The sequence below is a fragment of the Amycolatopsis azurea DSM 43854 genome, assembly GCF_001995215.1.
In the GTDB taxonomy this organism is placed as follows: Bacteria; Actinomycetota; Actinomycetes; order Mycobacteriales; family Pseudonocardiaceae; genus Amycolatopsis; species Amycolatopsis azurea.
Window position 1 is genome coordinate 148,191 of sequence record NZ_MUXN01000004.1, and the last position, 23,890, is coordinate 172,080.

General features: G+C 69.3%; 22 protein-coding genes. 13 read left to right on the plus strand and 9 right to left on the minus strand.

Annotated features, from left to right (window positions below; genetic code table 11):
* Nucleotides 1-38 precede the first annotated feature (38 nt).
* A complete protein-coding gene (locus B0293_RS07115; protein WP_005150531.1) occupies nt 39-1,415 on the minus strand; it encodes a WS/DGAT/MGAT family O-acyltransferase in 1,377 nt (458 codons plus the stop codon).
* 96 nt (nt 1,416-1,511) lie between these two features.
* Between B0293_RS07115 and B0293_RS07120 the strand changes: the two genes are divergently transcribed.
* From B0293_RS07120 to B0293_RS07155, 8 genes are all read left to right on the plus strand, one after another.
* A complete protein-coding gene (locus B0293_RS07120) occupies nt 1,512-2,525 on the plus strand; it encodes a glutathione S-transferase family protein (protein ID WP_005150530.1) in 1,014 nt (337 codons plus the stop codon).
* The gene (locus B0293_RS07125; RefSeq protein WP_005150529.1) at nt 2,509-3,666 is read left to right on the plus strand and encodes an NAD(P)/FAD-dependent oxidoreductase; all 1,158 of its coding nucleotides are present in this window, start codon (nt 2,509-2,511) and stop codon (nt 3,664-3,666) included. Before B0293_RS07120 ends, B0293_RS07125 begins: the two co-directional genes overlap by 17 nt.
* A complete protein-coding gene (locus B0293_RS07130; RefSeq protein WP_005150526.1) occupies nt 3,659-4,285 on the plus strand; it encodes a pyridoxamine 5'-phosphate oxidase family protein in 627 nt (208 codons plus the stop codon). The genes B0293_RS07125 and B0293_RS07130 overlap by 8 nt, the downstream gene beginning before the upstream one ends.
* A 140-nt stretch (nt 4,286-4,425) precedes the next feature.
* Nucleotides 4,426-6,057 carry a thiamine pyrophosphate-binding protein gene (locus tag B0293_RS07135; RefSeq protein ID WP_052014245.1) on the plus strand — a complete coding sequence of 544 codons (1,632 nt, stop codon included), beginning with the start codon at nt 4,426-4,428 and terminating at the stop codon, nt 6,055-6,057.
* Entirely contained in the window at nt 6,054-8,114 is a 2,061-nt protein-coding gene (locus tag B0293_RS07140) for a hydantoinase/oxoprolinase family protein (RefSeq protein WP_005150523.1), read from the plus strand. The genes B0293_RS07135 and B0293_RS07140 overlap by 4 nt, the downstream gene beginning before the upstream one ends.
* Nucleotides 8,111-9,820, plus strand: a complete 1,710-nt coding sequence (locus tag B0293_RS07145; protein ID WP_005150521.1) for a hydantoinase B/oxoprolinase family protein — start codon at nt 8,111-8,113, stop codon at nt 9,818-9,820. Before B0293_RS07140 ends, B0293_RS07145 begins: the two co-directional genes overlap by 4 nt.
* 2 nt (nt 9,821-9,822) lie before the next feature.
* Complete coding sequence (locus tag B0293_RS07150) at nt 9,823-10,608, plus strand: SDR family NAD(P)-dependent oxidoreductase (protein WP_005150519.1); 786 nt, start codon at nt 9,823-9,825, stop codon at nt 10,606-10,608.
* Between the two features lie 4 nt (nt 10,609-10,612).
* Nucleotides 10,613-11,308 (plus strand): GntR family transcriptional regulator, encoded by a 696-nt coding sequence (locus B0293_RS07155; RefSeq protein WP_005150516.1) that lies wholly within the window; start codon nt 10,613-10,615, stop codon nt 11,306-11,308.
* A gap of 276 nt (nt 11,309-11,584) precedes the next feature.
* On the opposite strand, the gene B0293_RS07160 is transcribed toward B0293_RS07155, so the two are convergent.
* Nucleotides 11,585-13,537 (minus strand): NPCBM/NEW2 domain-containing protein, encoded by a 1,953-nt coding sequence (locus B0293_RS07160; RefSeq protein ID WP_005150510.1) that lies wholly within the window; start codon nt 13,535-13,537, stop codon nt 11,585-11,587.
* 216 nt (nt 13,538-13,753) lie between these two features.
* Here B0293_RS07160 and B0293_RS07165 point away from each other — a divergent pair, with 216 nt between their 5' ends.
* Complete coding sequence (locus B0293_RS07165; protein WP_005150503.1) at nt 13,754-15,025, plus strand: aminotransferase family protein; 1,272 nt, start codon at nt 13,754-13,756, stop codon at nt 15,023-15,025.
* Here B0293_RS07165 and B0293_RS07170 read toward each other — a convergent pair.
* A complete protein-coding gene (locus B0293_RS07170) occupies nt 15,022-16,203 on the minus strand; it encodes an alpha/beta hydrolase fold domain-containing protein (protein ID WP_005150501.1) in 1,182 nt (393 codons plus the stop codon). The two genes, B0293_RS07165 and B0293_RS07170, sit on opposite strands and share 4 nt — an antisense overlap.
* Before the next feature lie 107 nt (nt 16,204-16,310).
* Between B0293_RS07170 and B0293_RS07175 the strand changes: the two genes are divergently transcribed.
* Genes B0293_RS07175 through B0293_RS07185 form a run of 3 tightly spaced genes read left to right on the plus strand, consistent with a single transcriptional unit; the run spans nt 16,311 to nt 18,233 of the window.
* Nucleotides 16,311-16,721 carry an alpha/beta hydrolase fold domain-containing protein gene (locus tag B0293_RS07175; RefSeq protein ID WP_005150498.1) on the plus strand — a complete coding sequence of 137 codons (411 nt, stop codon included), beginning with the start codon at nt 16,311-16,313 and terminating at the stop codon, nt 16,719-16,721.
* 1 nt (nt 16,722) lies between these two features.
* Nucleotides 16,723-17,328 carry a dihydrofolate reductase family protein gene (locus B0293_RS07180; protein ID WP_005150494.1) on the plus strand — a complete coding sequence of 202 codons (606 nt, stop codon included), beginning with the start codon at nt 16,723-16,725 and terminating at the stop codon, nt 17,326-17,328.
* The gene (locus B0293_RS07185; RefSeq protein ID WP_005150492.1) at nt 17,325-18,233 is read left to right on the plus strand and encodes an NAD-dependent epimerase/dehydratase family protein; all 909 of its coding nucleotides are present in this window, start codon (nt 17,325-17,327) and stop codon (nt 18,231-18,233) included. Before B0293_RS07180 ends, B0293_RS07185 begins: the two co-directional genes overlap by 4 nt.
* Before the next feature lie 338 nt (nt 18,234-18,571).
* Here B0293_RS07185 and B0293_RS07190 read toward each other — a convergent pair whose 3' ends face one another.
* From B0293_RS07190 to B0293_RS07205, 4 genes are all read right to left on the minus strand, one after another.
* Nucleotides 18,572-18,994 carry a VOC family protein gene (locus tag B0293_RS07190; RefSeq protein WP_005150490.1) on the minus strand — a complete coding sequence of 141 codons (423 nt, stop codon included), beginning with the start codon at nt 18,992-18,994 and terminating at the stop codon, nt 18,572-18,574.
* Entirely contained in the window at nt 18,973-19,167 is a 195-nt protein-coding gene (locus B0293_RS07195; RefSeq protein WP_005150488.1) for a hypothetical protein, read from the minus strand. The genes B0293_RS07190 and B0293_RS07195 overlap by 22 nt, the downstream gene beginning before the upstream one ends.
* 235 nt (nt 19,168-19,402) lie before the next feature.
* Nucleotides 19,403-19,921: a GNAT family N-acetyltransferase gene (locus tag B0293_RS07200; RefSeq protein WP_005150487.1), complete on the minus strand. Its 519-nt coding sequence runs from the start codon at nt 19,919-19,921 to the stop codon at nt 19,403-19,405.
* Between the two features lie 53 nt (nt 19,922-19,974).
* Nucleotides 19,975-20,751 carry an IclR family transcriptional regulator gene (locus tag B0293_RS07205; protein WP_039915217.1) on the minus strand — a complete coding sequence of 259 codons (777 nt, stop codon included), beginning with the start codon at nt 20,749-20,751 and terminating at the stop codon, nt 19,975-19,977.
* Nucleotides 20,752-20,863: 112 nt separating this feature from the next.
* On the opposite strand from B0293_RS07205, the gene B0293_RS07210 reads away from it, so the two are divergent.
* Nucleotides 20,864-21,772, plus strand: a complete 909-nt coding sequence (locus B0293_RS07210; protein ID WP_005150485.1) for an SDR family oxidoreductase — start codon at nt 20,864-20,866, stop codon at nt 21,770-21,772.
* On the opposite strand, the gene B0293_RS07215 is transcribed toward B0293_RS07210, so the two are convergent.
* Together B0293_RS07215 and B0293_RS07220 are read right to left on the minus strand one after the other, a co-directional pair.
* Nucleotides 21,763-23,292, minus strand: coding sequence for a PH domain-containing protein (locus B0293_RS07215; RefSeq protein ID WP_039915215.1), 1,530 nt, complete (start codon nt 23,290-23,292; stop codon nt 21,763-21,765). The two genes, B0293_RS07210 and B0293_RS07215, sit on opposite strands and share 10 nt — an antisense overlap.
* A complete protein-coding gene (locus tag B0293_RS07220) occupies nt 23,289-23,843 on the minus strand; it encodes a PH domain-containing protein (protein ID WP_039915212.1) in 555 nt (184 codons plus the stop codon). The genes B0293_RS07215 and B0293_RS07220 overlap by 4 nt, the downstream gene beginning before the upstream one ends.
* Nucleotides 23,844-23,890 lie beyond the last annotated feature (47 nt).

Below are 23,890 nucleotides of genomic sequence, written 5' to 3' on the forward strand. Positions count from 1 at the left end.
CCTGCGCAAGTACCGCATTCAGAGGACGAAACGCGGGGTCAGCTGCGCCCAACAGACACCGCGTGTTCCAGTTCGGCGAGCGCGGTGTCCAGGTGGGTCAGGATGCGCTGGAGGTGCGGGACGCTCCGGCGGCAGCCGGTGACGCCGAAGTCCAGGTTGTCCCCGTTGCTGGTCAGCGTGATGTTCAGCGCCTGCCCGTCGAGCAGCACGGACGCCGGGTAGATGCCGTCGAGCGACGCGCCGTTCCAGTACATCTGCTTGCGCGGCCCCGGCACGTTGGAGATCACCAGGTTGAACGGCGGTTTCGTGTTGTTCACGAAGCCCGGGATCGGTGACACGCCGAGCTGGGCGACGTTGATCCCGGACAGCAGCAGCGTCTGCAACGGGGTCAGCTCGGAGAAGAGCTTCTTGCCGTTGCGCATGGACGCGTTGATCGTCGCGAGCCGCGCGGCCGGATCGGTCAGGTGGGTGGCGAGGTTGCACAGCAGCGCGCCGATGTTGTTCCCCGCCGCGTCCCCGCTGTCCTTGCGCCGCAGGGAAACCGGCACCATCGCGGTCAGCGGCGCGTCGGGGAGCGAGTTCTGTTCGATCAGGTAGTCGCGCAGCGCGCCCGAGCACATCGCGAGGACGACGTCGTTGCGCGACACCCCGGCGGCGGTCGCCACCTTGCGCACCCGGTCCAGCGACCACGACTGCGCGGCGAACCGGCGTGCCCCGCCGATCGGCACGTTCAGCATCGTCTTCGGCGCCTGCGCCGGCAGCGTGAGGGTGTGTTCCTGGAACGCCTCCCGCGCCACCTTCATCGCGGCGGGCGCGATGCCGGCGAGCTGGTTGACCGTCTTGCCGAAGGTGCTGAGCACCGAGGGGGACGCCTTGCCGTTGCGGCCGCCGTCCGGCTTGGGCCGTCGGCCCCACGGCGGCGGGCAGTCGAGGTCGGTGGGGTCGTCCGACAGCGTGCCCTGCAGGTGACGCAGCGCCGAGACGCCGTCCATCAGCGCGTGGTGGATCTTGCTGTAGATCGCGAACCGGCCGTCCTGCAGGCCCTCGACCAGGTGGATCTCCCACAGCGGGCGGTGCCTGTCGAGCAGGGTGCTGTGCCAGCGTCCGGTCAGTTCCAGCAGCTCCCGGATCCGGCCCGGCTGGGGCAGCGCCGAATGGCGGAAGTGGTAGTCGAGTTCGAGGTCGTTGTCCGTCGCCCAGGCGACGTGGCCCGCGGTGTTGACCGGCCGGGCGGGCCGTCGGCGGAACACGTCGCGCATGTTGTCGGAATCGAGCAGTTTCCGGCGGAGGTCCCGCAGGTAGTCCGGTCCGGCGTCCTCGGGTTTCTTGAACAGTTGCAGACCGCCGACGTGCATCGGATGCTCGCGCGTTTCCACGAGGAGGAACATCGAGTCGGTGACGGGCATGAACGGCATCGTGGGGACCACCTTCCGCGCGGCGGCGTGCGAGCACGCCGGGTGCCAGAGTCTACGCACACCGCAACCACCTTCTCACGCTTTAGGGTGGCTCACATGACGATCCCGACCGATCCGCAGACGGGTGAGTTCCGTCGGTCCGCCAACCATTTCGACGCGCGTATCACCGCGGACGGCCGCGACGGCTGGCCGGTGGCGGCGGGAAGGTACCGGCTGGTGGTCAGCCGGGCCTGTCCCTGGGCGAGCCGCGGGCTGATCGTCCGGCGGTTGCTCGGTCTCGAGTCCGCGCTGAGCGTCGCCGTGGCCGACCCGATCCAGGACGACAAGAGCTGGCGCTTCACCCTCGATCCCGATGACCGGGACCCGGTACTGGGCATCAAGTACCTGGCCGAGGCCTATCACGCGGCCGATCCGCACTACATGGGCGGGATCAGCGTTCCGGCCATTGTGGACATTCCGAGCAAGTGGCTGGTGAGCAACGACTATCCGCAGATCACCCTGGATTTTTCCACCGAATGGACCAGCCTCCACCGGCCCGGCGCGCCCGACCTCTACCCCGAGCGGCTGCGCGGCGAGATCGACGACGTCAACGCGGGCGTCTTCGCCGACGTTAACGCCGCCGTCTACCAGGCCGGGTTCGCGAGCAAACAGGAAGCGTACGAAGACGCGTACCACCGGCTCTTCGCCATGCTGGACGCGCTTTCCGACCGGCTCGAAACGCAGCGCTACCTCGTCGGCGACACGATCACCGAAGCGGACATCCGATTGTTCACCACGCTCGTCCGCTTCGACTCCGTCTACCACGGACACTTCAAGTGCAACCGGAACAAACTGACCGAACAGCCGGTGCTGTGGGCCTATGCCCGTGACCTCTTCCAAACGCCGGGATTCGGTGACACCGTCGATTTCGACCACATCAAGCGGCACTACCACGTGGTGCACGAGCAGGTGAACCCGACGCGGATCGTCCCTTTGGGACCGGACCTGTCCGGCTGGACGACGCCGCATCACCGGGAGCAGCTGGGCGGGCGCCCGTTCGGCGACGGCACGCCGCCGGGACCGCCGCCCGAGGACGAACGGATCGGGGACACGGATGGAGCCACTTCCTGAACGCACCGACGTCGTCGTGATCGGCGGCGGCATCATCGGGGTCAGCTGCGCGTACCGGCTCGCCGCCGCCGGGGTCTCGGTGCTGCTGCTCGAACGCGACATCCTGGGCGCGGGCTCGACGGCGAAGGCGGCGGGCGGGATCCGGTCGTCGTTCACCACCCGGGTCAACATCGAGATCGGGCTGCGCGGGCTGGCCGAGTACGCCTCCTTCGCCGAGACCTACGGAACCGAGATCGACTTCCGCCGCGACGGCTACCTGTACCTGGTCACCGACCCCGCGGACCTGCCCGAATTCGAGCGCTGTGCCGACCTGCAGAACTCCTACGGCGTCCGCAGCCGGCTCGTCGAGCCCGCCGAAGCGCGGCGGTTCTCCCCGCTGATCGACACCGGAGGCGTCGTCGCGGCGCTGTGGTCACCGGACGACGCCAAAGCCACCCCGGACTCGGCGGTGCAGGGTTACGCGCGGGCCGCCCGCGGGCACGGCGCGGTGCTGAAGACCGGCGTCGAGGTCGTCGGGATCGAACGCGACGGCGACGAGATCACCGGCGTCCGGACCGGCGCCGGTTTCGTGCGGACGAACGCCGTGGTCTGCGCGGCGGGCGCGTGGTCGGGCAAGGTCGGCGAGTTCGCCGGCGTCGACCTCCCGGTGCGGCCGTTCCGGCGGCAGGTCGTGTTCACCGGCCCGGTCGCGGACCTGCCCGCGTCGGTGCCGCTGACCATCGAGATGCCGTCGGCCTTCTACTTCCACCGTGAGGGCCTCGGCCTGGCGATGTCCTTCTGCGACGGTGACGGCGACCCGGGTTTCGACACCCGGTACCAGCCGGGCGACTGGCTGCCGAAGCTCGCCGAGATCGCCGCGCGGCGGGTGCCCGCCGTGCTCGACGCGGGGATCCGCGGCGGGTGGGCCGGGCTGTACGAGGTCACGCCCGACCGCAACCAGATCGTGGGGGAAAGCGTCCACCTGTCACGGTTCTTCTACGCGACCGGGTTTTCGGGACACGGGTTCCAGATGGGCCCGGCCGTGGGGGAACTCGTGCGGGACCTCTACCTGGGGCGGGTCCCGGCCATCGACATCACCGGGCTCGACGTCCGCCGGTTCGCCGGAGACCGGGCCGTGACGAGGGAGCACAACATTGTCTGACGATTTCGCCGAGGTCACCACCGTCGCCGAGCTGCGCGAGATCCTGCCGCCGCCGCTGGAGCGCACGGCGAACAAGGCGCGCCCGAGGCTGCACGAGATGGACCGTCAGTGGCTCGCGGAGTCACCGTTCGTGCTGATCGCGACGTCGGCGGCCGACGGCACCTGCGACGTCTCGCCGAAGGGCGACCCGGCCGGGTTCACGCTGGTCCTGAGCGACACGCGGATCGCCATCCCGGAACGTCCGGGCAACCGGCGCGCCGACGGCTTCCACAACGTCCTGTCGAATCCGCACGTCGGGCTGATCTACCTGATCCCGGGCCGCGGCGACACGCTGCGCGTCAACGGCCGCGCGCGGCTCGTGCGAGAGGCGCCGTTCTTCGACGACATGATCGTGAACGGCAGCAGGCCGAAGCTCGCGCTGGTGGTCGACATCGACGAGGTCTTCCACCACTGCCAGAAGGCGTTCATGCGGTCGAAGCTCTGGTCGCCGGAGAGCTGGACGCCCGACGCGATGCCGTCCCGCGCGGCGATCGCGAAGACCTTCGAGCGGCCGGAGGAGAGTATGGCCGACCTCGAGGCGTACTACGAGCCTGGCCGGTACGCGGCGGGCCTGTACTGACCTCGTGAGTGGAAAGCCCCCTTCACGGACTCGGCACCCGACAGGACACCCTGCCCTGCCCCCAATAACCGTCCTCACCACTCATGACGACCTCGGCCGATGGTTGCTGGATCGTTCAACGATCTGGCACTATCGGCGGGGTGCCTGCACCCACCGGAGCCCAGCATCTGGCCGACGCGCTGACCGCTCTGGGGACCGAAGTCGTCTTCGGTCTCCCTGGGGTGCACAACCTGCCGTTATGGGAGGCGCTGGCCGATACGGACATCCGGCTCGTCGGGGTCCGGCACGAGCAGACGGCCGGATACGCGGCCGACGGGTACGCCCGCGCGACCGGGAAGCTCGGCGTCGCCCTGGTGACCACGGGACCCGGCGCGGCGAACACGCTCGCCGCCGTCGGCGAGGCCATGGCTTCGGCCGCGCCCGTGCTGATCATCGCGACCGACATCCCGTCCACGCTGCGGCAGCCCGGCGTGGTCCGCGGCGTGCTGCACGAGACGTCGGACCAGCAGGCGATGTTCGCGCCGGTCACCAAGGCCGGGTTCACCGTCCCGAGCGCCGACCAGGTCGCCGCCACGCTCCACCGCGCGGCCCGGCTCGCGCTCCAGCCGCAGAGCGGGCCCGTCTACCTCGGCATCCCCACCGACTTCCTGTCGGAGCGGACGCCCGCCCGCCGTCCGCCGAGGTCGCACGCGCGGCCGTCCGAGATCCCGGACCTCACCGAGGCCGAGGCGATGCTGGCGGCCGCGGACAAGCCGCTGATCTGGGCGGGCGGCGGCGCGCTGCGCGCCGAGGCGGGCGAGGCGATCGGGAAACTCGCCGAACGGCTGGCCGCGCCGGTGCTCACCACGTTCGGTGCCCGCGGGCTCCTGTCGGTCGACCATCCCTGTCTCGCCCCGAACCCGGTACACGCGCCCGAGGTCGGCGCGCTGTGGGACGAGGCCGATGTCGTCCTCGCCATCGGCACCGACTTCGACGGGCTGATGACACAGAACTGGCTGATGCCGCAGCCGAAGAAGCTCATCGCGATCAACGTCGACCCGGACGACGCGGCCAAGAACTATCAGCCGGACATCACGCTGGTCGGCGACGCCAAGGTGCTCACCGAGGCGCTGAAAGTCGAGGAACGGTCGGGGATCGCGGCGCTCGTGGGCAGGCTCGCCAAGGTCTCCGCCCGGGTCCGGCGGCGGATCAGGGAAGAGGAGCCGCAGGCCGCCGATCTGCTGTCCACTTTGGACGAAGTGCTGCCGCCCGACGCGGTCGTGGTCGCGGACATGTGCGTGGCCGGGTACTGGATCGGCGGGTTCCACCGCGTCCGCGCCCCGCGCAAGCTCGCCTATCCGATGGGCTGGGGCACACTCGGGTACGGCTTCCCCGCCGCGCTCGGCGCCGCTGCCGCGGGCGCGGGCCGGGCGATCTGTGTCACGGGCGACGGTGGCTTCCTCTTCGGGTGCGGCGACCTCCACACGCTGGCGCAGGAACAGCTGCCGGTCACGACGATCGTCGTCGACGACGGCGGCTATGGGATGCTGCGCTACGACCAGGACCGCGCCGGGCTGCCGCGCCGGGGAGTCGATTGGGACAGCCCTGATTTCGTCGGCCTGGCCAGGTCCTTCGGGGTGCACGCGGACCGGGTCTCCGGGTTCGGGCGCGCGTTCCGGCGGCTGCTCGGCGAGTTCATCGAGTCCGACGAGCCGAACGTGCTGGTCGTCCGCGCGAAGATGGCGCCGCCGCTCAACACCTCGCCGCGCTGGTATCGCAAGGGTTCTTCGTGACCGGGCTCCGCGTCGGCGTGGACATCGGCGGCACGTTCACCGATCTCTGCGTGCTCGACGAGACCGGGGTCGTCGCCGTCGGCAAAGTCCTGACGACGCACGACGAACCCGCTCGCGCGGTCGAGGAAGGTCTGAAAAGGACACTCGCCGACGCCGGGCTGGACGCGGGAGACGTCGAGCAGTTCGTGCACGGGACCACACTGGTCACGAACGCGCTCATCGAACGCAAGGGAGCGCGCACCGCGCTGCTGGCGACCGCCGGTTTCCGTGACGTGCTGGAGATGCGGCGCGAACATCGCTACGAACTGTACGACCTGCTCATCGAATTGCCGACGCCGCTGGTCCCACGTCACCTGCGCTTCGACGTCCGCGAGCGGATCCTCGCCGACGGGACAGTCCACAGGGGACTGGACGAGGAGTACGTCGCGCGGCTGGGCCGCGAGCTCGACGCCCGTGGGATCGACGCGGTGGCGATCTGTTTCCTGCACGCCTTCACCAATCCCGCGCACGAACGACGGGCCGCCGAGGTGCTGGCGGACGTGGCGCCTCGGTTGAGGGTCGCGCTGTCCAGCGAGGTCGTCCCCGAGATCCGCGAATTCGAACGCGCGTCCACCACGGTCGCGAACGTCTACGTCCAGGACCTCACCGAACGCTATCTGCGTGATCTGGAACGGCGCCTGCACGAGGCCGGGGTGCGGCCGTCGCCGCACATCATGCTGTCCAACGGCGGGATCGCGACCGTCGACACGGCCGCGCGGTACCCGATCCGCATCCTCGAATCCGGTCCGGCGGGCGGGGCACTGGCCGCGTCCGCGATCGGGTCCGCGGCCGGTGTCGAAGACCTGCTGGCCTTTGATATGGGCGGCACCACGGCGAAACTGTGCATGATCTCCGGCGGCGCGCCGCTGGTGACGCACGAGTTCGAGGTGGACCGGAAGTACCGGCTGCTGCCGGGATCCGGGCTGCCGGTCAAGGTCCCGGTCACCGACATGATCGAGATCGGCGTCGGCGGCGGTTCGATCGCCCGCATCGACGCGCTCGGCCTGCTCACCGTCGGCCCGGATTCGGCGGGATCCGAGCCCGGCCCGGTCTGCTACGGACGAGGCGGCGCCGAACCCACCGTGACCGACGCCGACCTCGTGCTCGGCTACCTGGACCCCGGGTACTTCCTCGGCGGCGGAATGACTTTGGACGCCGAGGGCGCGCGCGAGGCGATCCGCGCGAAGATCGCCGGACCGCTCGGCGTCAGCGTCGAAGAGGCCGCTTGGGGCATTCACACCAGCGTCAACGAGGACATGGCCAACGCCGCCCGCGTCCACGCCGTCGAACGCGGCAAGGATCCGGCGAAGCTGCCGATGTTCACTTTCGGCGGTGCCGGGCCGGTGCACGGCGTCGGCGTGGCACGCGCACTCGGCGCCCCCGAGGTGGTCGCCCCGCCGGCGGCCGGGGTGCTGAGCGCGGCGGGATTCCTCACCGCGCCGCTGGCCTTCGATTTCGTGCGTTCGGCGCGTTCCGCGGTCCTCGATCTCTCGTGGGAGCAGGTCGACGCGCTGTTCGCCGAGATGGAGGCCGAGGGCGCGGAACTGCTGGAGAAGTCCGGTGTGGACGGTGCTCGGGTGACGCACCGCAGGATCGCCGAAATGCGCTATTCCGGTCAGGGGTACGAGATCCGCGTGCCGGTCGAGCCGGGGAAGTGGCCTGAGTCGCTGGTCAACGCGTTCACCGGGACCTATCGGACGCTGTACCGGCGGACCGGGCCGGACGTCGGGATCGAGGTGCTCAACTGGCGGGTCGTCTCCAGCGGTCCGGCACCCGAGGTCACGCTGAAACTCGCGGGGGCCGAGGCCGAGGGCGACGCGCGCAAGGGGACGCGTCCGGCGTACTTTCCCGCCGAGGGTGGCTTTGTCGACACGGCGGTGTTCGACCGGTACCGGCTCAAACCGGGTGATCGCGTCGAAGGCCCGGCCATCGTGGAGGAACGGGAGTCCACTGTGGTCGTTCCCCCGGGTTCTCACTGCGTGGTCGGCGAAGACGCCAGTCTGGTGGTGACGGTGTGAGCGTCGACCCGATCCTGGTGGGGGTGCTGGGAAACCGGCTGCACTCGATCCTGGCCGAACAGCAGAACGCGCTCGTCAACACGGCGTTCTCTTCCGTGGTGCGGGAATCGCTCGATCTGGCCTGCGCGGTGTTCGATTCGCGTGGCGAGATGATCGGCCAGTCCGTCGGCGGGACCCCAGGCCACATCAACGCGATGGCGACCGGGATGCACCACTTCGTCGCCGCGTACCCGCCGGAGACCCTGGAACCGGGCGACGTCCTGCTCACCAACGATCCGTGGCAGACGGCCGGGCAGATCAACGACATCACCGTCGCCACACCGGTGTTCCTGCGAGGACGGCTGGTCGCGTGGTTCGCGTCCTGTTGCCACGCCCCGGACATCGGCGGAAGGCTGGTCTCGGCGGAAGCGACCGAGGTCTTCGAAGAAGGCTTGCGCCTGCCGATCATGAAGTTCCTCCGCGCGGGCGAGGTCAACGCGGATCTCGAACTGCTGATCCGCGCGAACGTCCGCACCCCGGAGGAGACCATCGGCGATCTGTACGCCCAGGTCACCGGGAACGAGGTCGGCGCCGCCAGCCTGGTGCGGCTGCTGGAGGAATTCGACCTCGACACCCTCGACGACATCGCCGCGGAGATCATGAACCGGTCCGAGCGTGCCCTGCGTGACGCGCTGGCGAAACTGCCGGACGGCACGTACGCCAGTGAACTGGTGACCGACGGGTTCGACGACGAAGAGGTCGTCCTCAAGGTCACCGTGACCGTCGACGGCGACGAGATCCATCTCGACTTCGCCGGTTCGTCGCCGCAAAGCCGTCGCGGGATCAACGTCGTCCTGAACTACACCAGGGCGTACGCCTCGTTCGCGGTCAAGGCGGCCATCTCCCCGGAGGTGCCGCACAACGCGGGTTCGTTCCGGCCAGTGCACGTCACCGCGCCGGAGGGGTCGGTGCTGAACTGCACTCCGCCCGCGCCGGTCGCCTCTCGGCACCTGATCGGGCATTTCCTGCCTTCGCTGCTGATCACCGCCTTGCGCGAAGCGTTGCCCGGCAACGCGATGGCGCACAGCGCGGACGCGTTGTGGATGACGATCTGGCGCGGTACCGACGCCGAGGGCCGCGAGTTCATGCTCAACGTCTTCCAGACCGGCGGGATCGGCGCAAGGTCCACAAAGGATGGTCTGAATACGACCGGATTCCCGAGCGGGCTGCGGTCCACACCGACAGAGGTCATCGAGACGATGGCGCCGCTGATCCAGCATGAACGCGTGCTGCGCACGGACTCCGGCGGCGCCGGAAAGTGGCGTGGCGGTCTCGGCCAGTGCACCACGATGGGCGCCCGCGGTGAGATCTCCTGGAGTGTCAACGGGAACGTCGACCGGTTGCTCCGGGCGGCGTCCGGTGTGGACTCGGGGCGCGACGGGTCGGTGGGCCGGTTCGCACTGACCCGCGGTGCCTTGCCGTCGAAGAGCCGGGTGAACCTGAGCCCGTGCGACGTGGTGAACGTGTTCCTCCCGGGTGGCGGGGGTTACGGCGACCCGTTCGAACGGGACCCGGAAGCCGTGCTCGCCGACGTCGTCGACCGCTACATCTCGCCGCGAGCGGCGCGCGAGCTGTACGGCATCGAGGTCACCTATCACGGGGATCCTGAGGCGCTGGTGCGCCTTCCGGAGGACTACACAGCGGTTTCGTTGAGAGGGAGGAAATGAGCATGGGTCGGCTGGCAGACAAGGTCGCGGTGGTCTTCGGCGGCGCGAGGGGAATCGGGCTCGCCACCGTGAAGGAGTTCGTCGCCGAGGGCGCGACCGTGTTCTCCAGCGACATCCGCGAGCCCGCGGAGTCCGTTGAAGGCGCGGCACACTCCCTTGTGGACGCCACCGACGAGGGGCAGGTCGACGAGTTCGTGCGCGGGGTGCTCGCCGAAACCGGTCGGATCGACGTGCTGTTCAACAACGTCGGAATCCACCTCGGCAAGCCGCTGGCCGACACCACCTTGGCGGAATTCGACAACATCTTCGCGCTGAACGTGCGCGCGGCCTTCCTCGGCACGCGCGCGGTGCTGCCGCACATGATCGCGAACAAGGCGGGCAGCATCATCACGACGTCGTCCAACGGCGGGGTGATGGGCCGCCCGGCCGACCCGGTGTACAACGCCACCAAGCACGCGCTGGTCGGCCTGACGAAGTCGATCGCCGTCGCGCACGCGCACCAGGGGATCCGCGCGAACACGATCAACCCGGGCGCCATCGACACTGACATGCTGCGCGGCACCCTCGCGTCGCCCGAGGATTTCGAGGCCAAGCAACATCACTTGACCGCGAGCACGCCCGCGGGACGGGTCGGTGAGGCCTGGGAGGTCGCGAAGGCCGTCGTCTTCCTGGCCAGCGACGAATCGCGGTTCATCAACGGAGTCGCGCTCCCGATCGACGGCGCCAAGGCGGCGGGCGCGATGCCGGGCAACCGGTACAGCCTCGACTTCGAACTCGGCGTCAGGTAACGCCATGTCCACTCCTGCCGCCGAGGAGACACTGGCCCGGGACAGACCTCTGCTGGAACGAAGCGGGACAGCGGAACGGGTCGCGGAGATCCTGCGACAGCGCATCACGGAAGGTGTTTTCCCACCGGGGTCGAGGCTTTCCGAACCGTCGATCAGTGCCGCGCTGGGTGTTTCGCGCAATACCCTGCGCGAGTCCTTCCAACTGCTGGCACACGAACGGCTCGCGGTGCACGAACTCAACCGCGGCGTGTTCGTGCGGGAGCTGACCGCGCAGGACATCTCGGATCTCTACGTGATGCGGCGGGTCACCGAATGCGGTGCGCTGCGGTGCGCGTCCGAACTGTCCACTGTGGATCTTTCCGCCCTCGCCGCCGCGGTGACGAAGGGCCGGGCGGCGGCGGACGAAGGTGACTGGCAGGCCGTCGGGACCGCGAGTATCGCTTTCCATCAGGCGGTGGGCGATCTGGCGGACAGTGAGCGGGTCAGCACGACGATGCGCCAGGTGCTGGCGGAGACGCGGCTGTTCTTCGTGCTGGCGGACAACACGCGCGCGTTCTTCGAGCCGTTCCTGGTGCGGCACGAGCGGATCCTGCGGGACCTGGAGCGAGGGCGGTTCGGGCCCGCGGAGACGGCGCTGGAGAAGTATCTGCGGGACGCGGAAAGGCAGCTTCTGGCCGCTTACGAGCGCCGCGAGTCGTGAGTGGTGTCCAGGCAAAGGTGTCCTGTCGGGTGGCAGGTCCGTGAAGGCCTCCTTGAGGGACTCTGGGTCCCTCAAGGAGGCCTTCACGGACTTCTGCTCAGTGGTGACGAGCGGGGTGAAGGGGACTTCCCTCCATCGCACGAGCGGAAAGTCGTGTTGCGAAAGCCACTTTCGCAACCTTCAACGTTGCGAAAGTGGCTTTCGCAACACCTGAGGTCGGCGTACGACGAGGGACTGAGCACGCAACCAGACCCCGGCCCCGCCACTCACGAGCCCCTAGCAGCTCAGAGTCGCACCGGCCCAGTCCGCGTGATCGGAATCGACGCCGTCACCGCCGTCCGTGACGACCAGATCCACCACCTGGACCCCGCCCAGCGGAACGGAAAGCTTCTCCGCGGCCTGGCCGCGTTTGAGCACGCCGGTGTTCGCCAGTCGCTTCCCGTCGCCGAGGACCTCGAAGGCCACGCTGCCCGCGGCCTTCTCGTCGTCGACCCCGACCGACGACGTGAACGACGTGCAGCCGCCGCCGAGGTAGATCCGGACCTTCGACGGCGCGTGGACGCCCAGCCCGTCGTCGTAGGTCACGCCGCCGATGCTCATCTTGCGACCATCGCCGGCGCCCGATTCACCGTTGCTGGTCCCGCGTTCCACCGGGCCGTAGCCGTTGTCCGCCGTCATGAACGCCGCCTTCGACAGCGCGCTCGTCCCGGCGGCGGGCGCTTTCACGAGGGGAGCGCTTCCTCTCGTGGTCAACGATCGCGCGCCCCAGGCCGTCCGGTAGTCGATCCGGCCGGAGACCTCGACGTGGTCGCCGGAGGGTGACGACGGGCGCACGGTCCAGCTCCGTTCCCACGACTTCCCGGGCGCGACAACGGGAATCCCGACTTCGGTACCGCCGTCCGGCTTCCAGCCCGCGCCGACCGTCAGCTTCACCGTGCCCGACCGCACCGGCGTCCGGCCGTCGTTGAACACCCGCAGCGTCGTGGTGAACGGCTTGTCGGTCGCGACGTATTCGGGAGCCTGTAACGAAAGCGTCGTATGCGGCGCGGCCTGCGGCTTGCTGGACGGCCAGACCCGGAACGTCGCCGAGCCGTGGCTCGGCAGCCCGGCCCGCAGGGTTCCGGCGGATTCGGTCTCGGTGCCGGACCACAGATCCCGGACCCGGTAGCCGGACGACGCCGGGGCACCGATCTCCTTGGCTGTGGCAGACACTGTCGCCGACGCGCCGCCGCGGTTGAACAGCACGACGACGTTCGAGCCGTCGGACATCGGCTTGGCCCAGACCTCGGTGTCACCGTCGTCGCGGACCTTGTGGCCCTGTTTGCCGCCCCAGTCCTGGTTGACCGCGAGAAGATCCTTGTTCAGCAGGATCTTCTTGGTCGCCTCGGACATCGAGCGCAGGTCGTTGCCCGCCAGCAGCGGGGCGTTGAGCAACGACCAGAGCGCGAAATGGGAGCGGTATTCCGTGTCGGTCATGCCGCCGTTGCCGACCTCGAGCATGTCCGGGTCGTTCCAGCCGCCAGGTCCGGAGTAGGCCTCCAAGCCGACCTGCTGGTCGAGAAGGTTCATCACGCTCGCCCAGGTGTCGGTGATGTCGCCGGTGGTGCGCCACAGTTGCGCGCCCGCGTTCCTGCCCCATTCCCAGGGCTTGTTCTGGCCCCATTCGCAGAGGGCGTAGACGATCGGGCGGCTGGTCTTCTTCAGCGCCTCGCCCATTTTCGTGTACCGCTCCAGTGCGGGGCGGCCCTGGTTGTTGCAGTTGTCGTATTTGAGGTAGTCGACACCCCACTCCGCGAACGTCCGCGCGTCGACCTCTTCGTGGTCGAGCGAACCGGGCATGGTCCGCGCGCAGGTTTCCGTGCCGGCGCTGGTGTAGATGCCGAGCTTCAGCCCTTTGCCGTGCACGTAGTCGGCCAACGCCTTGATCCCGCTGGGGAATCGTGTGCGGTGTGGTTCGTACTTCCCGTCGGGGGTGCGGTTCTTTTCGGCCCAGCAGTCGTCGATGTTGACGTACTGATAGCCCGCGGCCTTCATCCCGGACGACACCATGGCGTCGGCGGTTTCCCTGATCAGCTGTTCGTTGATATCGCAGCCGAACTTGTTCCAGCTGTTCCAGCCCATCGGCGGCGTGGCGACCGGTGGGGACTCGCTCTCGGCGGCTGTCGCCGGAAGGGCGTAGAGGGCGGTGAGCGTGCAGGCGGCGACGAGCGCCCCGGCGAAAAGTCGCATTGAGGTCCTCCAGAATGCTCAACTTTGAACAAACCTGCTCATCAAACAACAGGATCGACCGATGCGGGTCAAGGGCCGTTGGGATGACGTGGGAAATTCACTGACGGTAGTCCTGACAGACCGGACAGGTCCGGGTGGCGAACTGTGCACGATGGAGTGTTCGCGTCACGACGGGATCCGGGTGAGGATGGGGGCACGAGCACGAGGAGGAAGAACATGGTTTCGTCGGCGTCCGCGCGCAATCCGCTGTGGCACCCCTTCGCGGACATGGGAGCGGTCGACGGTGACCGGCTCGTCATCACCCGCGGCGAGGGTTCCTACGTCTGGGACGACGAGGGGAAGCGGTATTTCGACGCGACCGCGTCGCTCTGGTACGCGAACTTCGGGCACGGACGCGAGGAGATCGCGACGGCGGTCGCGGACCAGTTGCGGACGCTCGATTCGTACAACCTGTTCGGCTACAACGCCAACGAGCCCGCGCTGAAGCTCGCCGAACGCGTCTCCGCGCTGACGCCGGAACCGGGCTCGAAGGTGTTCTTCGGTTCGGGCGGCGGCGACGTCATCGACACCGCCGTCAAGATCGCCCGCTCGTACTTCGCGCACACCGGGAGCCCGGAGAAGGTGCACGTCATCGGGCGGGTGCAGGGCTACCACGGCACGCACGGGTTCGGCACGGCCGTCGGCGGCATCGCGGCCAACGCCGCGGGTTTCGGGCCGCTGCCGGGCGACATCTCGCACGTGCCGTACGACAGCGCCGAAGCGCTCGAAGCGGAGATCCTGCGGGTCGGACCGGAGCGGGTCGCGGCGTTCTTCTGCGAACCGGTGATCGGCGCGGGCGGGGTCCTGCTGCCGCCGGACGGGTACATCGAGGCGGTCGCCGAGATCTGCCGCAAGCACGACGTGCTGTTCGTCGCGGACTGCGTGATCGCCGCGTTCGGACGGCTGGGCACCTGGTTCGGGATCGACCGGTGGGCCGTGAAGCCGGACATGATCACGACCGCGAAGGGCATCACCGGCGGGACGATCCCGCTGGGCGCGCTGATCGTCGCGCCGAGGGTGGCCGAGCCGTTCTTCACCGGCGCGCCGGGCGCGCCGGTGCTGCGGCACGGCGCGACCTACGCGGGGCATCCGGTCGCCTGCGCCGCGGGCAACGCGACGCTGGACATCTACGAACGCGACGGGCTCATCCCGCGCGGGCGTGAGCTGGAGAAGCCGCTGGCCGACGCGCTTTCGGGGCTGGTCTCGCATCCGCTGGTCGCCGAGGTCCGGGCCGGGCTGGGCTTCCTGGCCGCGGTCGAACTGAAGGCCGACGTCGTCGCGGCGAACCCCGGCGCGGCGAACCGGCTTCAGCGGCTGGCGCGGGACGAAGGTGTCCTGGTGCGGAACCTGGCCAAGGGCATCGCGGTCTCGCCGCCGTTGATCGCCGGGGAAGCCGAACTGGACCAGCTCGCGACGGCCTTGCCGCGCGCCCTGGACAAGCTCGTCTAGCCGGCTTCGGCCGCGGAACCGCCTTCGTCCTCGCCGAGGAAACCGGCGACCTGTTCGAGGGCGTCCGCGGCCTCGGGCAGGAACGACCAGAACAGGTGGAAGACGTGCGTGCTGACCGGGTACAGGTCGAAGCGCACGTCGAGCCCCTGCGCGCGGGCATGGTCGACGAAACGACGCGTCTCGGGCAGCGTCGCGTCTTCGGTACCCGACTGGACGAGCAGCGGCGGCAGCCCGGACAGGTCGGCCTCGAAGACGTTCAGCAGGGGATCCGTCGGCGGGTGGTCGCGGACGTAGAGGGAGAACCACCGCGCGACCGGGGTACCGCCGTCCGGCGGGTCCACGACGTCCACCGCCGGGCACAGCAGGACCACTTTGCCGGGCTGCGGCAGACCCTCCTGTTTGAGCTTGACCAGCAGGGAGACAGCCAGCCCGCCGCCCGCCGAGTCGCCGCTGACGGTCAGCCGCTCCGGGTCCGTGCCCTGGCCGAGCAGCCAGCGATATGCCCGGAGCGCGTCTTCCAGCGCGGCGGGGAACGGATGCTCCGGGGCGAGCCGGTAGTCCGGCACGAGCACGGCGGTGCCGGTCGCCGCCGCCAGCGCGCCGGCCAGCGGGCGGTAACCGAAGGCCGAGCCCGCGATGTACCCGCCGCCGTGCAGGTGCAGCACGGTCGGCCGGTGCCCCGGTCCGGGGGAGACGACCAGTGAGGACACGCCGTCCGCCTGGACCGGCCGCACCACCGTGCCGTCCGGGACGGGGAGTTGCGCGTTGAGTGCTTCGAAAGCCTCGCGCATCGCCGTGAGACCGCTTCCGCCGTCCTCGGCGACCGAGTTCCACAGCTGCGTGACCCGCGTGTTCACCTCGCCACCGACCGATCGGGTGAGGGCGATCGCGTCGTCCATGTCGGACAGCAACGGGAGTGTGGCGCCGAGCAGCGCCTCACCGGCGAGGGTCAGTTCGACACGGTGGGTCGAGCGGCGCAGCAGCTGACAGCCGATCAGCTGCTCCAGCGCCTTGATCTGGCGGCTGAGCGCCGGCTGGGAGACGAACAGCCGGTTCGCGGCTCGGCTGAAGTTGAGTTCGTCGGCGACCGCGACGAACGCCCGCAGATGCTTGAGCTCGATCGCGTCGGCGGCCGAAGGCATGCCCAGCAGCCGCGGCCCGGCGGGACGTTCGGACATGGCGTCGAGTATCCCCGCCCGCGCCGGACGTGGTGATGCGTTCCGCGCAAGAACGTCATGCGGGATCGGTCTTTCCCTTCCCCGCCTCGCCCGTGACAGGGTTGGTCATGGCCGAAACAGCAGGTCAGCGCGTCGCCGAGCTGCGGATGCGGGGCGGTGTCGCGCGGGTGCACTGGCCTTCCGGGGAGCCTGCCACAGCCCCCTTGGTGCTGTGGTTCGCCCCGGACGGGGCAGGCGCCGAACGGGTCGCGGGACGCGGGGCGGTCGTGATCGCCGCCGGATTGCCCGCGTTCCCGGCGTGGCGGGCGCTCCTGGAGTGGGCGGCGGCGCACGCCCGGAGCTTGGGTGCCGATCCGGGGCCGGTGCTGGTCGCGGGGGAAGGACCGGGAGCCGAACTGGCCGCACGCGTCGCGAAGTACGCGAAGGAACAGGGCTGGCCGCCGGTCCGCGAGGTGGACGGCGGTGCTGGGGGTATCGCCGCCCACCTCGGACAAACGAAACGAATCGTGGAGGAATGACATGAGCAAGGTCTTCACCGGCCTCGCCGTCTCGGTGGACGGCTTCATCAGCGGAAAGGTGCCCGAAGGTGCCGACGAGTTCGGAAGCGGGCTCGGCGACGCGCCGACGCTGTTCGACTGGTACTTCGACGGCGACACCCCGAGCGAGGTGTTCGACGGCTTCAAGCTGAGCGAACCGAGCGCGCGGTTCTTCGACACCATCGCGAGCCGGATCGGCGCGATCGTCGTCGGGCGCACCACCTACGAACACTCCGGCCGGTTCGGCGGCGGGAGCCCGCACCCGACGGCGCCGATGGTCCTCGTCACCCACGGTCCCGTGCCCGAAGCGAGCGACCGGCAGACCGTGGTCACCACCGGCGTCGAGGACGCCATCGCCGCGGCGCGCGAGATCGCCGGGCCCAAGGACGTCGGTCTGATGGGCGGCGGGCTGATCACCTCCGCGCTGGCCGCGGGGCTGGTCGACGAGGTGATCCTGCACCAGGTGCCCATCCTGCTCGGCCGGGGCAGGAGGTTCTTCAACGAACTCCCGGAACACGTGGAACTCCGTCTGCTGCAAGCGATTCCTGCTCCGGGCGTGACCCACCTGCATTACGGGGTGGGCCGATGATCCTCGTCACCGGCGGGCTGGGCATGATCGGCGCCCACACCGCCCGCGCGCTCACCGACCTCGGCCACGACGTCGTGGTCACGGCTCATCACCGCACCGAGGTCCCGTCGTTCCTCGAAGGCAAGGTGACCGTCGAACCTCTCGACGTCACCGATCGGGACGCCTTCCTGGCGCTCGCCGACCGGCACGACATCGAGGACATCGTCCATCTCGCCGGAACCGTCCCCGGCGAGGATCCGGTCGCCTTCTTTCGCACGGACACCACCGCCCTGCTCAACGCCCTGGACGCCGCGCGCACGTGGGGTGTCCGCCGATTCGCCGTCGCCAGCAGCCTCGGTGTCTACATCGGACAGACGGATTCCCCATGGCACGAGGAACTCGCCCTGCCCTCCGTGGAGCTGCCCCATCTGATCATCGCCTTCAAGAAGGCCGTCGAGGCGCTGACCGCGCACGCTCTCGCGGGCAGCGGGGTCCAGCCGGTCGTGCTGCGGATCGGGAGCGTCTGGGGTCCGCTGATGGATCCGGAATCGCCGTTCAACCCCATCCCGCCGTACATCAGCGCCGTCCTCCGCGGCGAGCGGCCGTCACCGCTGCTCGCCGACGACGGTGGCGACAGCTGCTACGCGCCCGACGCGGGGCGCGCGATCGCCGCGCTCATGACCGCGGACACCTTGCGGCACAACACCTACAACGTGTCCCGCGGGCGGCCGTCGCTCAACCGCGAACTCACCGGCGCGCTGGAGGCGATCACTCCGGGGCTCCGGCTCGATCTCCGGCCGGGAGGACAGTGCGGACCGCATCTCGACATCGCCCGGCTCGCCGAGGACACCGGCTTCGAACCGGCTTTCGACGTCGAGTCGGCCGTCGCCGACTACGTGGCTTGGCGGGGGAACAACCCGCGGTGAGGCGTCCGTCCGGGCGGCGGGGACGGCGTGGCTCGCGTGATCAGACGGCGCTCTCGCGTGATTGAACGCGTAACTCGCGTGATTGAAGGCGGAACTCGGTGTGCGGTGTCTGATCACGCGAGTTGCGTCTCTGATCACGCGAGATCGCCGAAGTACATGAAGGCCCCCTTCCTTGCGATAGGCGCAAAGAAGGGGGCCTTCAGGTCACACCCCGCGACTCGATGCCGAATCGCGGGGCCTGACGCGCACGAGGGCCGCGCGCTCGGTCATGAAGGGCACAGCCGACGGGACCAGGTCCCTTCATGACACCCCCAGTGGCGGGCCCTCGTGGGCCCGCCTCAGGAGAGGCAGAGTTCGTTGCCCTCCGGGTCCGCGATCGTGATCCACTCGGCGGGCCCCTGCTTGCCGCGGTGCAGGAACGTCGCACCGCAGGCGGTCAGCCGTTCGAGCTCGGCCTCGATCTTGTCCGCCCCCATCCGGATGTCGAGATGCAGGCGGTTCTTCACCGTCTTCCCCTCGGGTACCAGCTGGAAGAGGAACCGCTGCATGGTCTCGGGATGGACGATCGCCGCGCCGTCCTTCCACACCAGGACACCCTTGTGCGTGGTCGTCGCCTCTTCCGGGGCGTACCCCTTCGCGATCATCTCGCGGATGAACTCCTCGTTGCTCCCCTCGACCCGCCAGCCGAGCATCTCGGCCCACCAGTCGGCGAGGTCGTGGGGACGAGAGGAGTCCACGGTCACCTGGAAGTCATACGCCATACCGGCACGTTAACGACCCCCACCGACAATTCCGGGCGCTCGGGCCCGCTGACCACGGTGAACCGCCATTTGTCGACCCCGCCGCCCATGATCTCGGCGTAGCGCCGGGCGCCGTCCGCGTTGGCGAAGCGCACCTGCTGACCGTTGGTGAGATGGGTGATCTTGACCGCCATCCGTGCCTCCCTGAAGTCCGGTGCCGGCCCGCGGAGCTTCCCCCTCCGGGGCCGGCGCGGACAGTAGAACACACGTTCGACTGCGACGGCCAATCCGACCCCCCGCACGGGTCATCTCCGCATGATCTGGGCCCGGCCGGGCCGGTCCGTGAAGGCCTCCTTGAGGGACCCAGAGTCCCTCAAGGAGGCCTTCACGGAATCGCCGATCGCCACGTTTGCTCCGGCGTCACAGCTTCTACGCTTTCCGTGCTGGCCGGGAAATGAGCCGCATGGTCACCCGCGGCCACGCGTCCAGCCCGCGGGCGATCTCGTGGGCCCGGACGGCCCGCAGTCCTTCGGTGAGCGTCTCCTCGTCGAGGATCTCGAAGCCGAGCCGGGCGTAGTACGGCGCGTTCCACGGCACGTCGGCGTACGTCGTCAGCGTCAGCCCCGCGAGTCCTTCGCGCGCGGCCCACTCCGCGGCGTGCTCGATCAGCCGCCGTCCGAGACCGCGCCGCGCGTACTCCGGATGGACGGACACCTGCTCGATGTGGCCGTGGCCGTCGACGACCTCGGCGAGCAGGTACGCCACCGGGCCGTCGCCCGGGTCGTACACCCAGGCGCGGCCCGCGTCGCGGAAGTTCGTGAGGTCCTCGATCGACGGCGGGTCGTCGTCGGCGATCGCGGCCATGCCCAGCGCGTGGAACGGTTCGCCCGCGGCGCGCTCGATGTCTTGGAGCGCGGGCAGATCTTCGGGTACGGCGAGTCGGATCACGGGACGAGTTCTACCGCGTCGCGGGGGCCGGGCGCGCGCGAATTTGCCTCACGTCAAAGGGAGAACGACGAAACGGCACGGTGGATCCGGCTCGCGTACGACTGGAGCGTGACGATGGCGGCCCGTTTCGCGTCGTCGCCGATCCGGGTCGCCGGGGCGGCCAGGGTCAGCACCGCGGGCCGGTGCCCGGTGCTCGGTATCGGCACCGAGCACGACCAGACACCTTCGTCCAGTTCGCCCCAGCTGACCGAATACCGGTTCGCCCCGGCGCGTTTGACCTCTTCCCGCACGCTCGGGCCGCGACGCTGGACGATCGACGAAAGCCGTCGTTCGCGTTCGCCCTCCGGCAGCATGGCGAGCAGCATCTTGCCCGACGCGCCGGAGCCGAGCGGGACGGAATGGCCCGGCTGGAAGGTGAACCGCATCGCGCGTTCGCATTCGACCCGATCCGCGCAGACCGCGGAATCGCCGAAATGCTGGAACAGCAACACCGTTTCGCCGAGGTCGCGCGCCGCCTCCTCCATCGCCGGGCGGGCCAGCCGGGCGAGGTCGTTGGCCAGTTGCGCGGCCCTGGCGAGCGGCATCACCTGGCTTGTCACGTGATAGCGCCCTGTTTTTCCCTCCTCTAGTAGTTGAAGCTCCTTCAGCAGCGCGACATAGCGATATGTCGTGGCCACGGGGGTGCCGATCCTCGCTGCGAGTTCGGCGACACTCGCGTCCCAACGGCGCTCGGAAAAGGAAAGCAGCAGCTGGAGTACCTTGCGTGAGCTGCTGGCGCCGGGGGTGCGTTTCGGGGGAGCGGTGTCCAGGGATCGTGCGGCAGGTGTCATCTCGACCTCTCGCCGGGGCAATCACAAAGAGTCAAGAACGTAGCACATTGTGTGAATAGTGGACCAGGGACTTTGGTCCACGAACGTGCTGACTTCTTGCTAGGTTCGGATGATGGAAAAGCCATTGGCGGGCAAGATCGCGTTGGTCGCCGGGGCGACCCGCGGGGCAGGACGGGGAATAGCGGTCCAGCTGGGTGCCGCCGGCGCGACCGTTTACGTGACCGGCCGCAGTACCGGTTCCCGCAGGTCGGAAATGAATCGCCCGGAGACCATCGAGGAGACGGCTGCGCTCGTCGACGAAGCGGGCGGGCACGGGATCGCGATCGCCGTCGACCATTTGGTGGCCGACGAGGTCCGCGAACTGGTGGAACGGATCGACGCCGAACAGGGCGTGCTGGACGTGCTGGTCAACGATATCTACGGTGCCCCCATCGAATGGAACAAAACCGTCTGGGAATCCACTTTGGACACCGGGCTGCGCACGCTGCGGCTCGCCGTCGACACCCATGCCGTCACCAGCCATTTCGCGCTCCCGCTCATGATCAGGAAGCCGGGCGCGCTGGTCGTCGAGGTCAACGACGGGACCACCGACTACAACTCGGAGAACTACCGCGTTTCCTTCTTCTACGACCTTGCCAAGACCGCGGTGAACCGGATGGCGTTCGCGCTCGGCCACGAATTGGCGTCGTACGGCGGTACCGCGGTCGCGGTCACGCCGGGCTGGTTGCGTTCCGAGGCGATGCTCGACGCTTATCAGGTCACCGAAGAGAATTGGCGCGAAGCGACGAAGGTGCAGCCCCATTTCGCCATTTCTGAAAGCCCGGCGTTTGTCGGGAGGGCGGTCGCGGCGCTGGCCGGTGACGCGGAAGTCGCGCGCTGGAACGGGAAATCGGTTTCCAGTGGTGAATTGGCGAAGGAATACGGATTCACCGACCTCGACGGCAGCCGTCCCGACAGCTGGCGCTATCTCGTCGAGGTCCAGGATCCCGGCAAGCCGGCGGACGTCACCGGTTACCGCTGAGCCTCCCGTCGCAGGAAGGGCGTGAGCAGCCCGGGCGCGGTCTGTTCCGCCACCGCCAGCCCGGCCGATTCGCCGACGTCGACCACCCGGTACCCGCCGATGCCCGCCGCGATCGGGGCGGTCACGGTGATCAGCCCGGCGCGGCGCTGGAAGAACGAGCGGCTGACGACGATCCCGGTGACCCCTTCACGCCGGATCGCCACCGTCGAGCGCGCCAGCGAACCGGAGCGGCTGACCAGGTAGCGCCCGACGATCGCGTGACCGAGATTGCGGTACCGGTCCCAGCCCACGAGCGCGGCGAACGGCACCAGGCCGAGCGCGACCTGCCACATCCACGCCGGCAGGAAGTCGATCCAGGACAGGCCGAACAGCGCCGCCGCCAGGATCAGCACGCCGCCGACCGCCCGGGTGAGCCGCCGGGTCAGCGCCCGTCGCGGATGCCGGTTCAGCGGCACGGTGGCCGGGTCGAAGTTCTCCCGCAGCACCTCGGCCGCGACCTCGTGGACCCGGCCGACCGGCGCGGGCGGAAGCAGGAGCCCGCCGCCCTTGTCCCCGCCCTTGCCCTCGCGCAGCCCGCCCGCGATCGCGGTGAGCCGCGCGCCGCCCGCGATCCGCAGCGGCAGCGTTTCCTTCACCTCGACGCCGCGAAGCCGTTCCTCTTCGATGGACACCGAACGCGTGGTGATCAGCCCGCGCCGGACGTGCAGCGTGCCCTCGGTCTCACGGGTGAGCTTGAAGTTCCAGAACGAGAGCAGGTAGCCGCCGACGGACAGCAGCGAGACGACCACCAGCAGGGCGACCGCCGCGACGACCACGATCAGCCACACCGCCGTGTTCGCCAGATCGTCCATGAGGTCCCGCAGCGGCCCGACGTTCTCCGGGTCGATGTTCAGCTGGTGCGCGAAATGCCAGACGGCGGCGAAGATCGCGCCCACCACGGCGAGCCCGGACAGCGTGAACGGCGCGTACCGCACCCACTTCCGGTCGACCTCGGCCACGACCTGCTCGGGCGGCGGCGCTGCCTCGGCTTCCGAGCCGGCCGGGACCTCCTTGCGGTGCAGGAGAACCGTGCGCAGCCGGTGCGCCTCGGTCTCGCTGATCGCGTCGAGCACCAGTTGGTCGCTGCCCGAGCCCTGGCCGAGTGAATGCCGTCCGGTGCCGATGCGCACGGCGCTGAGGGAGAACAGGCGGTGCTTCGGTTCCGAGGTGACGTCGACCGTGCGGATCCGGTCCAGCGGGATCGCGCGGTGCTTGCGCAGCAACAGGCCCGTGGACCATTCCACCTGGCCGTCGGCGATGCGGTACCGCGACGTGAGCACGTGTGAGACACCGACGCACACGGTCAGCGCGGTGACGCCCAGCCCGATCCATTCCCAGCCGTTGCCCTTGCCGAGGAGCACCGTCCCGATCAGCACCGGCAGCGATTTGACGATGTCGAGCACCGGCCGGATCAGCAGCATCCGGCGGTCGAGGCGGTGCCACTGGCCGAGGGCCGCGTCCGGAAGCGTTTCGGTGCTCATGTCGCGTCACCAGGGGTGGCCTGCGTGGTCTTCGTGAGTTCCGCGGCCAGCGCCAGCGCGTCGGCGTGGTCGAGGCCGGAGATCTTCACCGGACCGGCGGCCGAAGCCGTCGTCACGGTGAGTTTCGCGAGCCGGAACAGCTGCTCGACCGGGTCGCGCTCGATGTCGACTGTCTGGATCCTCGAGATCGGCGCGATCCGCCAGTCCTGCTTGAGCCAGCCCTCCTGGGTGTACACGGCGTCGCCGGTGACCTCCCAGCGGTGGATCCGGTACCGCCACTGCGGCATGACCAGCAGATGCAGCGGCGCGAGCACACAGGAGATCGTCAAGGTCACCACGAGCCACGTCGGCGCGTCGTCGCTGGTGAACACGAACACCGCCTGGACGCCGACGAGGATCACCCAGCCGACCGCGGCCCACACCGCCCAGTAGCCCATGGCCCGGCGGCTGACCCGGTTGGCGGGCGGGCGCAGGGTGAGCCGTTCCGTCGTCGCTGTCTCTTCAGTCACCCCTTCAGCCTGCACCACCTCGGAGCGGACCGCCCACGACACCTGTCACGGACCGATAGGATTCCTGCCACGGTCGGCGGAATGGATAC